Origin of the sequence: Halobaculum gomorrense (assembly GCF_900129775.1) — an archaeon.
GTDB classification, from domain to species: domain Archaea; phylum Halobacteriota; class Halobacteria; order Halobacteriales; family Haloferacaceae; genus Halobaculum; species Halobaculum gomorrense.
Genome location: NZ_FQWV01000004.1, coordinates 212,693 through 223,784 on the forward strand (window position 1 = coordinate 212,693; position 11,092 = coordinate 223,784).

Below are 11,092 nucleotides of genomic sequence, written 5' to 3' on the forward strand. Positions count from 1 at the left end.
TTCGCTTTTGCGGTCTCGTTCGCTCCGCTCATCCGACCGCGCTCACCACGTCTGGACCCGCCCATCCCCCACGTCCTCGGCACAGCCCTCGCAGTCGGGATGACCGGCCTCGAAGCACGCCGGCTCCCCATCGGCGTTCACGGCCGCCCGGCGCTTCTCGGCGTGGCGGCGACAGACGATCCGCGCGCGGTCCTCCTCGTCGGTCGGGAGGTCGAACTCGTCGGCGTGGTTCTCGCCCCACTCGCGGCCCTCGCGGTAGGCGCGCTTGCCGCGGGCGTACTCGCGGCCGGCCTTGCGCGCCTGCTGGCGGACCACTCGCCGGAGCCTGTCGCCCAGTCCCATGCCCTCACCTCCGGCGCCCCCGACTATCAGTCCGTTGCCGGCGCGTGCGATCCCCGGCGTGCGATCTCAGTCGCCGTCGCCCGCACGGGCGACGCCCGCCGCGACGCTCGTCGCGGATCCGCCGCGTCGGCCGCTCGGCTGACGACCCCGAGCCGTCTCGCGGCTCCACTTCCACCGCGGTGACGGAATACTAAATACGATCCCGAACCAATCATCGTACGCCTCCCACTGAACACATACCCGGAGGCAGGAGAACCATGGCAGACCTGCAAACCCACGCGGAAGAGATACACGAGCAGTTTTCAGACCATCTGGACCTCACCGTCGAGGACGTCGAGGAGCGCCTCGCGTCCCTGGTGAACGAATACAGCGTCCCCGTCGACGAGGCGCGCCGGAGCGTCGTCAACTCCTACCTCGACGAGGCGGGGCTGGAGCGCGACGAGATCGGCTCCGGCGGCGCCGAGCAGGCGCTCGTCGGCGACATCGATGAGGACGAGCAGTGGGTCGACCTTCGCGTGAAGGTGGCCGACCTGTGGGACCCCAACCACGACTCCATCGCACAGGTGGGCCTGCTCGGCGACGAATCGGGAACGATCAAGTTCGTCTCCTTTTCGACGAGCGAACTCGAAGAACTGGAGGAGGGCACGAGCTACGCGCTCTCGAACGTCGTCACCGACGAGTACCAGGGCAACTACTCGGTGAAGCTCAACCGGACGACCACGATCACCGAACTCGACGAGGAGATCGAGGTCGGCGACGACAGCGACGAGGTCGAAGGCGCCCTCGTCGACATCCAGTCGGGCTCGGGCCTCATCAAACGCTGTCCCGAGGACGACTGCACGCGCGTCCTGCAGAACGGCCGCTGCAGCGAGCACGGCCAGGTCGACGGCGAGTTCGACCTCCGAATCAAGGCGGTGCTTGACGACGGCGACGCCGTCCAGGAGGTCATCTTCAACGAGGAGGCGACCGCCGAGCTGACCGGCATCGGTCTCGACGAGGCCAAGGAGATGGCACAGGATGCCCTCGACACGACCGTCGTGGGCGAGGAGATGGCCGACCGGATTGTCGGGCGCTACTACCGCGTGCGCGGCCCGACGCTGGGCCGGTACGTGCTGGCCGACGAGTTCGAGGAACTGTCCGGCACCGACGACACGGTCGATGCTGAATCGCTGCTGATCCGCGCGAGGTCCCTGTAATGAGCCAGTCCGTTCCATCCCGAGAGGTCGCACGCCGTGTGTTCGCGGCCGAGTACAACGACGCCAGCTACACGTTCAAGGAGTCCGACGACGAGCGGGCGCCGCTGTACCTGCTCCTCCCGACGGGCGAACGCGCCAACCGCGTGTTCGTCGTGGGCACCCTCACCGAGAAGGAGGACGTCGGCGAGGACAGCGAGTACTGGCGCGGGCGCATCGTCGACCCGACGGGCACGTTCTTCACATACGCCGGGCAGTACCAGCCCGAGGCTGCCAGCGCCCTCCGGGAACTGGAGCCGCCCGCGTACGTCGCCGTCGTCGGCAAGCCGCGCACCTACGAGACGGACGACGGCAGCGTGAACGTCTCCGTTCGCCCCGAATCGATCACGACCGTCGGCGCCGCCACGCGCGACCGCTGGGTCGCCGAGACCGCGGCGCGCACGCTCGACCGGATCGAAGCGTTCGACGACGAGGGCAACGAGTACGCGCGGATGGCCCGCGAGCAGTACGACCTGCCCGTCGAGGAGTACCGCGACGCCGCCGTCGCGGCGCTGCAGTCGCTCGACGACGCCGACGAACTCGAGGGCGAGGGCGAAGCCCCCGCGTAAGCCGTCCTCAGACCTCCGTTTTCGCGGTCGGTCGGCGCGAGCGCCGTGCGAACGTCTGACGAACGATTAAGTGGCGGCGCGAGCGAGTAGCCGGCAATGGGGAGCAAGAACAAGACGGTCTCGTTCCGCGTCAACGAGGACGCCTTCGAGGCGCTGCGCGAGATCGCCGACGAGCGCGACCTGTCGCTGTCGGCGGTGTTCCGCGACTACGTGGACACCCTCGTCGCCCACGACGGACAAGTAGAGGTCGTCCCCGAGAACCGGGTGGAGGAGACCGACGCCGACGGCGAGTCGTTTCCGCCGACGGTGGAGGTACCCAAGAGCTTCGTGCGCGAGCACGAGCGCCTGGAGCTGGAGGCCGAGCACCTCCGCGAGCAGCTGGACGAGTACAAGGCGTTCGTCACGTACCTGCAGGACAGGCTGGCCGAAGCGGACGACGGCGAGGACGTGGTGTTCTTAGAGGAACTCGACGGGGACCGCGAGCGCAACGACGACGAGCCCTACCAGCTCGGGTAACGCGCGCGCCTCGGTCGCTCCCGGCTACTCTCGTGCCGCATCGGACGCGAGGACGGTTCCGTCGCCGTCGACGGTCACGCGGTAGCCGTTGAACCGGAACTCCACCGTCAGCTCCGGCGCCCCCCGCTCGACGATCCTGTCGAGCGCCTCCGGATCGACGACGTCGTACAGGCGCGCCCGAAGGTCCACGGGCTCCGTTCCTTCCGCCGCCGCGACCCGGTCGACGACGAGGGCGCTCGGGGGAAGGGACCACCCCGAGAGTTCGTCGCCGCGCTCGTCGTCTCCGGTTTCACCGTCGGACATACCCACTGCTATGGCTCTCCCGAGAGTAAAATGTATGACTTACAAATGTGAATTTAGGCGCATTAAGTCGATGCAGTCTTTCGATTCGATCGGTAGGAAGTCGCTACCATGGAGTTCGTCAGGGCAGCGGCTCCGACCGCTTTCGCCGACGCGCCCCGTCTGCGGGTCGGCTGTCCGGATTCGGGTCTGCGGCCGCGGATCGGTGGAACGGCCCGGTCAGCCGCCTACCGAGCCAGCGCGTCCCGCGCCTCGCGCGCCCGTTCTCTCGCCTCCTCGTCGCCCTCGACGGCCGCGAGCGACTCCGTCGCCTCCAGCGTGCGCACGGCGCTGTCGAGAAACGAGAGCACGTCGCCGGGGTAGGCGTACAGCATGTAGTCGTCGCCCATCACGTCGACGATGGCGTCGGGGCCGAGCCCCTGCGCGCGCAACTCCAGAAGGTAGCGAACGAACTTCCGCTCGGGGTGCCCGCAGTACGGGGCGTCGTCGCAGCCGCAGTCGAGGAAGTCCTCGGCGAACTCCAACACGCGATCGCGGGTCGCCTCGTCGAGTTCGGCGAGCCCGTCGCCCGAGAACACCAGGTCCAGCGTCGCCCCGGCGAACGCGCTCTTCGGGATGTTGGCGTCGAGCTGGGAGGCGATCTGCCGGTGGTTCTTTAGATAGATCTTGTCCGTGATGGCCACTGCTACCCGATCGTAGTCGCGGGGCCGAGAAAAGCGCGACGGTCGCTGGAGGGGGCGACCCACCCGCCGATCCGCTGTGAATCACCCAGCGCCTTGCCGGCGGTCCGTCGTCGCTCGACCGCCGTCACACAGTGCGTGTGTGTCCCACGCAGGCACACTCGCGGAGTCGTAACGTATTTCACTCACACCGGGCTACCTACGGGTGCGTGTCCGGGTTGGGGTAGTGGACTATCCTTCAGCCTTGTGGAGGCTGAGACGCGGGTTCAATTCTCGCACCTGGACTGTTTCAAATTTCTTACTTGTCGACGCGTGGCCGACTCCGGTTCGATCAGCAGACGAACGCTGGCCAAGCTAGCCGCGGAGCGATCGGAGCGACCCTCATGTTCCCTCCGTTTGAGGACTCCCGTTCCCCAGCGAATCGGGGGAAGCGACCGCGGGAATGGGTGACACTGGGGCGAGCGACCACGCCGCTCACACGCTCCGCCCGCCCACGTCGGGGAGGATGCCGGCGTCGCCGCCGATACCGAGTGACTCACGCCCGCCCTGTTGGATAATGTTGAACGCGGTCATGAGGTCAGTTCTGGAGATGAGGCCGACCAGCGCCCCGTCGCCGTCGACGACGACGAGCCGGCCGACGCTACGCTGTTGCATCGTCTCGAGTGCCGTCACCGCGTCCGCCTCGCGCGTCACGCTCGCGATGTCGTTTTCCATCACGTCCTCGACGGTGTAGGCGTCGCGCTCGACCTCGCGGACGCCTTGGGCATCCTCGAGGGTGACCATCCCGACGAGAGTTCCGTTCTTTAAGACCGGGTAGCCGGTGTGGCGCTCGCGGAACATCCGCTCCATCAACTCGGCGACGCTGTCGTCGGGGGAGACAGTGTGGAGATTCTCGCGCGGCGTCATGATGTCGTCGACGGAGACGCCCTCGAAGGCGGCGCGCATCGTGGTCTGCTGGGCCTCGCTGGAGGCGGCGATGTAGATGAAGAAGGCGAGCCCGACGGTGAGCCAGTTGCCGCCGAACAGGCCGAACAGCCCGAGCAGGAACGCGAACACCTTCCCGACCTCGGCGGCGATCTGGGTGGCGCGGGCGTGGGGGCGCTTGCGGGCCAGCAGCGCGCGGAGGACCCGTCCCCCGTCCATGGGGAAGCCGGGCAGCATGTTGAACGCCGCGAGCACGAGGTTCATCAACGCGAGGTAGCCGACGACGAACGCGACCGTCGGCGGAAGGCTAACGCCGACGAGCACGGCGTAGGCGACGATGCCGAGCGCGACCGAGACCGCCGGGCCCATGATCGCGACGGTGAACTCCTGTTTCCAGTCCTCGGGCATCTCCTCGAAGGAGGCGACGCCCCCGAACAGCCACAGCGTGATCGACTCGATCTCGTAGCCGTAGTGCATCGCGGTGAGCGAGTGACCGAACTCGTGGAGGAGAACGGAGACAAACAGTCCGACGGCCGCGGCCGTACCGAGCACCCACGGGAGACTCCCGCCGGTCAGCGCGGCCGCGGGGATGGCGACGCCGAACGTATCGCCAACGATCCCGGCGAACTCCCCCACTTGGCTCCCGATGAGGTACGCGAACAGCGGGAGGATGAGGAGGAACGTCCAGTTCAACTGGATCGGGATACCGGCGACCCGTCCGACACGGATTCCTCGCATACCTCGGAGTAGTTCCCCATGGCGTATAAACCCGGTCGCCGAGCTTTATCGTCTACCGCGCGAAACCGGCAGCCATGAGCGAGACCGATGCGACGGCGGACGGACCGACAACTGAGCCCGTGGTGAAGCGCGGCGACGCCCTCGCGATGAGCGAGGTCGACGCGGGCGGGGGAATGTCGAAGGGCGTGCTCATCGACGACGCCGACGGCGCGCCGCACTTCGCGATGCGGCGGTTCGAACTCGCGCCCGACGCGCACGTCCCGAACCACACCAACGAGGTCGAACACGAGCAGTACGTGCTCGCCGGCGAGTACACCGTGGGGCTCGATGGTGAGGAGCACACGGTGGCGGCGGGCGACGCGCTGCTCATCCCCGCGGGCGTGCCACACTGGTACCGCAACGACGGCGACAGGCCGGCTGCGTTCATTTGTGTGGTTCCCCACGGCGACGACACGATCCGCGTCATCGACGAGCAGTAGGCCGTTCTTCGTCCCCGTCCGATCCCTCGACGGCTCGTCGACTGCTCGACAACAGCCCCGACAGCGATCACGACGCACGCCCCCACACGGAAGCCGAATCCCTGAAATACCGCATCCGCCTACCCCACACCAAGCGATCACCGTGTCCGAGCAACTCCCGCAGGTCGACACCCTGTTCCTCCACGAACGCGACGCCGCCGACGAGTTCACCGTCGTCGTCGAGCGCGACGACTCGCGCGTCCTTCAGGGCGTCCTCGAACTCAAGGAAGCCGACGCCGGCCCGCGCCCGCGTCGCTTCCGCGTCAAACAGAAGGGCGGCGAGGAGCCCCGCCAGCCGGACCAGTTCGTCGACCTCGCGCGCAGCGCGCGGCGCATCCGCATCTCAGAACAGACCGGCGCACGCGCTCGCGACCGGCTCACGGAGATGCTCTCGGCGTACCAACTCGACGCCAAGCAGGTGCGCACCTGCCGCTACTGCGCCAACGCCGGGCGCTACTCCCCGATCACCTCCGACACGGCGGTGAAGGCCGACCGCGACTGGATCTGCCCCGACTGCGCGACACGCGAACTCGAACGCGAACTCTCCTACAAGGGGCAGTTCACCGGAAACGCCCAAGAGCGCCTCGAAGACCTCCTCTTCGAGGTACAGGACCTGGGCCGCATCACGAACCTGCTGCAGGGGAACCTCGACCCCGATCTCACGAAGTTCGACACCATCTCGGCGACGACCGACGAGATCGACGCCGTCCGGACGGACGAACTGAGCCTCCACCCCGCGCTTCAAGAACACGTCGAGGGCCGCTTCGACGAGCTGCTGCCGGTGCAGAGCCTCTCGGTCGAGAACGGCCTGTTCGACGGCGACGACCAGCTCGTCGTGAGCGCGACGGCGACCGGGAAGACGCTCGTGGGCGAACTCGCTGGCGTCAACAACGCGCTCAACGGGACGGGGAAGCTGCTGTTTCTCGTTCCCCTCGTCGCGCTCGCCAACCAGAAGCACGAGGACTTCGAGGACCGCTACGGCGACGTGCTCGACGTGACCATCCGGGTTGGCGCCTCCCGGATCAACGACGACGGCAATCGCTTCGACCCGAACGCGGACGTGATCGTCGGCACCTACGAGGGGATCGACCACGCGCTGCGCACCGGCAAGGACATGGGTGACATCGGCACCGTCGTGATCGACGAGGTCCACACGCTGAAAGAGGAGGGGCGTGGCCACCGCCTCGACGGAATGATCTCGCGGCTCAAGCACTACTCCGAGAACCGCAACTCCTCGGCGCAGTGGGTGTACCTCTCGGCGACCGTCGGCAACCCCGAGTTCCTCGCCGAGCGCCTCCGCGCGACGCTCATCGAGTTCGAGGAGCGCCCCGTGCCCATCGAGCGCCACGTCACCTTCGCCGACGAGCGTGAGAAAGTCGAGATCGAAAAGAAGCTCGTCAAACGCGAGTTCGATACGAAGTCGTCGAAGGGGTACCGGGGGCAGACGATCATCTTCACCAACTCTCGCAGGCGCTGTCACGAGATATCCCGGAAGCTGGAGTACGACTCCGCGCCATACCACGCCGGCCTCGACTACAAGCGCCGCAAGACCGTCGAGCGCAAGTTCGGGAACCAGGAACTCGCGGCCGTCGTCACCACCGCAGCGCTCGCCGCGGGCGTCGACTTCCCCGCCTCGCAGGTGATCTTCGACACGCTCGCGATGGGGATCGAGTGGCTCTCAGTGCAGGAGTTCGAGCAGATGCTCGGCCGGGCGGGCCGCCCCGACTACCACGACGAGGGGAAAGTGTACGTGCTCGTCGAACCGGACGCCAGCTATCACTCCTCGATGGAGGGGACCGAAGACGAGACCGCGTTCAAGCTCCTGAAAGGCGAGATGGAGGACGTGACGACGGTGTACGACACGACCTCCGCCGCCGAGGAGACGCTCGCGAACGTCGTCGTCGCGGGCACGCACGCCAAGAAGCTGAACGACCGGATGATCGGCGAGGTCCCCACCACCCACGCCATCGGCAAGCTGCTGGAGTGGGAGTTCATCGACGGCCTGTCGCCGACACCGCTGGGCCGGGCGGTCACCGAGCACTTCCTCGCCCCCGACGACGCGTTCCGCATCCTCGACGGGATCCGAAAGGACCACCACCCCTACGAGATCGTCGCGGACATGGAACTGGCCGACGAGGAGCTGTAACGGGTCGCTATCGAGGGGCCGGCGTCGGCGTCGCGGTCTCGCCGTCGGCCGTCGTCTCAACGACCGGAATCTCGAACGACCGCCAGTCGGCCCCCCAGTCGAGTGTCACCGCCGCGGCGTCCCCGTCGCCGACGACCGGCGTCGACACCGATACGGTCGTCTCCGCGCCGGGATCGAGCGATTCGGTGACGGTCGCTGACCCGGAGACGTAGTTCCCCGTGAGACTCGCACCGAAGGTGCCGCGTCCCTCGCCAACGTTCCGCAGTCCGAACTGGGCGACTGCGGTGGTCTGTTCGCCCGCCTCGACCCCCGTCGGGGAGATCGACGGCTCGCCGACCTCGAACACCGGCGGCGCGTTCAGCCGTCTGATCACCGCTGTCGACAGGTCGTGCACCACCGCTCCGTCGAACAGCACGCGACCTCCCTCGTGAGTCGCGTCTTTCGGGACGGCGAGCGCCACCCGGGCCGCCTCTGTCTCCCACGGCACCGGCTGGTGTGCCGCCAGGTGGACTGGCTCGCCGTCTACTTCGACCGTCAGTCGGTCCCGGAGCGTCCGGCCCGACAGCGACGTGATCAGGGCCACGACGACGTACTGCGTCCCCGACCGGCGGTGGACGTGCGGGTGGACTCCCGAGAGCGGGTAGATGACGAAGTCCGCCACCGACACCGCTTCGACGGCGGCCGGTCGATCGGGTTCGTCCGACTCGGTCGCGGAGGTGTGTGTAGCGCTGTCACCCGCAGGCGACTCGGTTCGTTCCTCGGTCCCGGAACCGCTCCCGGCGACACAGCCTGCCAGCGATCCGAGGGCCGGCACTGCTCCCAGGGCCGCGATCAGTCCCCGTCGTGACGTGGAGGGCGGCGACACGGGGCGACGTGCAGCCTCGTAGAATAAATACTTCGTGGGGCCGAAGCGGGTCGATTTCGCTCTTCGCTCGCTCCCGCTTCGTCCCGAGCGCCAACCTGTGCACCAATTCATTGCCCGTGGGATCGTCAGTTAGGTATGGACGAGTCAGCCGCCGACCGTCAACTCGTGATCGAGGTCCGATCCCGGCTCGATAGCTGGACAACCACCGCCCGACGCGAGGCGTACGCGGAGTTCTTCGAGGGGGAGGACCCGATCCTCTCCGAGGAGGAGCTCCGGTTGCTCGACGAGGTCGACTCGCTGCTGGAGCGCCACGGTGGGGAGGGCGTGTGGGGGACCGACCAGTACGGGATCCACTCCGCCGGCGCCTCGGGGTCGGACGACTCGCTGGGCGTCGTCTGCGTCTACCACCCGCAGGTGACACGCGACTCGGTGCTGCGCGGCGTGGACGACCTCGACGACGAGACCGAAGAGCGGATCAACGCGGCGCTGTGGACGTACGCCGAGCGCGTCACGGAACGCATCGAGGCGGAACTCGACGAGTACCTCGGCCGGGACTGACGCCCGGTCGCGGACGCGAGCGGGACCGAAGGAGACGCTGCGTCCCCGTTAGACGCCGAGCCACTCGTCGTTCCGGACCTCGTAGCCGTTCGCCCGACAGTACGTGGCCGCTTCTCGCCGGACCGCCCGGGAGCCGGGGAGCTTGCGGTCCTCGCGGATCTGTTCGACGACCCAGTCGGCGATGACCCGGATCCCCTCGTCTTCGTCGACCGCGTCGATCGCAGCAAGCTCCCGGAGCGTGCGCTCGTACCCGTCCCGCTGTGACCCCTCCACCTCCGCGTCCGGGAGCGCGGCGGCGGCCTCTGCGATCCGCTTCATGGCCGCGGCGACCGTCGGCCGGTGGACGCGCACCCGGACCGCCGCGGGCGACTCGAACGTCTCGGCGTCCGTCCGCGGGATCAACTCCTTGACGGTGTCGGTCCGGTCGGCCGCATGGAGGGTCCGGTCGCCGACCGTCGCGACGACTGTGGCCCCGGTCGCGGGGAACGACACCGACCCCAGGTCCGCCTCGATGTCGTCGAGCGACTCGGACTCGACCGGTGGCTCCGACTCGTCCCCGTGGTCCAGTTCCGTCGCCAGGTCGCGCTCCCGCCGGCGATCCTCCGAATCGTGCGCCTGCTTGTCCCGTCCTCGCTTGTCGTCTGCCATCCCAGAAAGTAGCCGCTCTGGCGCGATAACCCCGCGGACGGTTCCGGCGGCGCGTGAACGCGGGCGAGCGGCCCGCCGGCCGAACGTCGTTCCGTTCCCGTACCCTTTTTTGACTATGAGATCCAGGCGGGCGACCTGTTCGCCGTGCGGACCGACCGCGCGACTCTCGTCGAGTTGCTCGATGTCGAGGGGCTCGACGCGAACCGGAACCTCATCCTCGCTCAGGAGATCGAACGCCACGACTACCGCGGGTCGAAGACCCCCGTCGCCGTCGCGATCGTCGCGCTCGCGATCGGGCTCGCCGCCGCAGACCTCCTCCCCATCGTCGTCTCGGCGCTCGCGGGGTCGCTCGCGATGGTCGTCACGGGCTGTCTGAAGCCCGGAGAGGTGTACGAGGCCGTCGAGTGGGACGTGATTTTCCTGCTCGCGGGCGTCATTCCGCTCGGCATCGCCATGCAGACCTCCGGCACCGCGGGCCTGCTGGCGGACGCGATCGTCGCGAGTGCCGCCCTGCTCCCGCCGCTGGCGCTGCTGGGGTCGTTCTACGTGGTGACGGCGCTGCTCACGACCGTCATCTCGAACAACGCCAGCGTCGTGCTCATGATCCCGGTCGCCCTGCAGGTCGCCGCCGCGCTCGGCGCGAACCCGCTCGCGTTCGCGATGGCCGTCATGTTCGCGGCGTCGACGGCGTTCATGACGCCCGTCGGCTACCAGACGAACCTGTTCGTCTACGGCCCCGGCGGCTACAAGTTCTCCGACTACGTGCGCGTTGGGGCGCCGCTGCAGGCGATCTTCGCGGTCGTGACGACGCTGGGGATCCCGGTCGTGTTCGGACTGGGAATGTGACCCGGTCCCGAGGGCGAGGCGAACGGAACGGTTTATTCGGGTCCGCGAGAAAGACGGTAGTACGGGACCGTGGGTTAGCCTGGTATACTTCGGGCCTTGGGTGCCCGTGACCCCGGTTCAAATCCGGGCGGTCCCACTCACGTCGCGAACGCTCCCCGTGGCCCGTTCTCTCCCGGCCCGCCGGGGGGTCTCACTACTTCCACCGAGAGG

Annotated in this window: 12 protein-coding genes, 2 tRNA genes and 1 pseudogene; 9 read left to right on the forward strand and 6 right to left on the reverse strand. The window is 67.9% G+C overall.

The window, feature by feature from the left end:
• Window positions 1-42 precede the first annotated feature (42 nt).
• On the reverse strand, window positions 43-336 hold the full coding sequence (locus tag BUE16_RS09390) for a DUF7091 family protein (RefSeq protein WP_073309104.1): 294 nt from the start codon (window positions 334-336) through the stop codon (window positions 43-45).
• A 263-nt stretch (window positions 337-599) separates the two neighbouring features.
• Here BUE16_RS09390 and BUE16_RS09395 point away from each other — a divergent pair, with 263 nt between their 5' ends.
• From BUE16_RS09395 to BUE16_RS09405, 3 genes are all read left to right on the forward strand, one after another.
• The gene (locus tag BUE16_RS09395) at window positions 600-1,538 is read left to right on the forward strand and encodes a replication factor A (RefSeq protein WP_073308945.1); all 939 of its coding nucleotides are present in this window, start codon (window positions 600-602) and stop codon (window positions 1,536-1,538) included.
• The gene (locus BUE16_RS09400) at window positions 1,538-2,143 is read left to right on the forward strand and encodes an RPA family protein (protein ID WP_073308947.1); all 606 of its coding nucleotides are present in this window, start codon (window positions 1,538-1,540) and stop codon (window positions 2,141-2,143) included. The genes BUE16_RS09395 and BUE16_RS09400 overlap by 1 nt, the downstream gene beginning before the upstream one ends.
• Before the next feature lie 96 nt (window positions 2,144-2,239).
• Window positions 2,240-2,659 carry a ribbon-helix-helix protein, CopG family gene (locus BUE16_RS09405; protein ID WP_073308949.1) on the forward strand — a complete coding sequence of 140 codons (420 nt, stop codon included), beginning with the start codon at window positions 2,240-2,242 and terminating at the stop codon, window positions 2,657-2,659.
• A 24-nt stretch (window positions 2,660-2,683) separates the two neighbouring features.
• On the opposite strand, the gene BUE16_RS09410 is transcribed toward BUE16_RS09405, so the two are convergent.
• Both BUE16_RS09410 and BUE16_RS09415 read right to left on the reverse strand, forming a co-directional pair.
• Complete coding sequence (locus BUE16_RS09410) at window positions 2,684-2,962, reverse strand: HalOD1 output domain-containing protein (protein WP_073308951.1); 279 nt, start codon at window positions 2,960-2,962, stop codon at window positions 2,684-2,686.
• A 224-nt stretch (window positions 2,963-3,186) separates the two neighbouring features.
• Window positions 3,187-3,642: a DUF5814 domain-containing protein gene (locus tag BUE16_RS09415; protein ID WP_073308954.1), complete on the reverse strand. Its 456-nt coding sequence runs from the start codon at window positions 3,640-3,642 to the stop codon at window positions 3,187-3,189.
• A gap of 209 nt (window positions 3,643-3,851) precedes the next feature.
• Between BUE16_RS09415 and BUE16_RS09420 the strand changes: the two genes are divergently transcribed.
• Window positions 3,852-3,924: transfer RNA gene (locus tag BUE16_RS09420), tRNA-His, on the forward strand.
• A 189-nt stretch (window positions 3,925-4,113) separates the two neighbouring features.
• Here the strand turns inward: BUE16_RS09420 and BUE16_RS09425 are convergent.
• Window positions 4,114-5,301 carry a CBS domain-containing protein gene (locus BUE16_RS09425; RefSeq protein ID WP_073308955.1) on the reverse strand — a complete coding sequence of 396 codons (1,188 nt, stop codon included), beginning with the start codon at window positions 5,299-5,301 and terminating at the stop codon, window positions 4,114-4,116.
• Between the two features lie 74 nt (window positions 5,302-5,375).
• Here BUE16_RS09425 and BUE16_RS09430 point away from each other — a divergent pair, with 74 nt between their 5' ends.
• Both BUE16_RS09430 and BUE16_RS09435 read left to right on the forward strand, forming a co-directional pair.
• Complete coding sequence (locus tag BUE16_RS09430; protein ID WP_073308957.1) at window positions 5,376-5,780, forward strand: cupin domain-containing protein; 405 nt, start codon at window positions 5,376-5,378, stop codon at window positions 5,778-5,780.
• Between the two features lie 142 nt (window positions 5,781-5,922).
• Complete coding sequence (locus BUE16_RS09435) at window positions 5,923-7,965, forward strand: DEAD/DEAH box helicase (RefSeq protein WP_073308959.1); 2,043 nt, start codon at window positions 5,923-5,925, stop codon at window positions 7,963-7,965.
• Window positions 7,966-7,972: 7 nt separating this feature from the next.
• Here BUE16_RS09435 and BUE16_RS09440 read toward each other — a convergent pair whose 3' ends face one another.
• Window positions 7,973-8,830, reverse strand: a complete 858-nt coding sequence (locus BUE16_RS09440; protein ID WP_143165401.1) for a hypothetical protein — start codon at window positions 8,828-8,830, stop codon at window positions 7,973-7,975.
• Window positions 8,831-8,965: 135 nt separating this feature from the next.
• Here BUE16_RS09440 and BUE16_RS09445 point away from each other — a divergent pair, with 135 nt between their 5' ends.
• Window positions 8,966-9,388, forward strand: coding sequence for a DUF7539 family protein (locus BUE16_RS09445; protein ID WP_073308963.1), 423 nt, complete (start codon window positions 8,966-8,968; stop codon window positions 9,386-9,388).
• Window positions 9,389-9,436: 48 nt separating this feature from the next.
• Here the strand turns inward: BUE16_RS09445 and BUE16_RS09450 are convergent, their stop codons facing one another.
• Window positions 9,437-10,036, reverse strand: a complete 600-nt coding sequence (locus tag BUE16_RS09450; RefSeq protein ID WP_073308965.1) for a DUF5789 family protein — start codon at window positions 10,034-10,036, stop codon at window positions 9,437-9,439.
• Window positions 10,037-10,219: 183 nt separating this feature from the next.
• Here BUE16_RS09450 and BUE16_RS09455 point away from each other — a divergent pair.
• Window positions 10,220-10,882: pseudogene (locus BUE16_RS09455) on the forward strand (SLC13 family permease); the annotation flags it as partial.
• Window positions 10,883-10,945: 63 nt separating this feature from the next.
• Window positions 10,946-11,018 (forward strand) — tRNA-Pro (locus BUE16_RS09460).
• Window positions 11,019-11,092 lie beyond the last annotated feature (74 nt).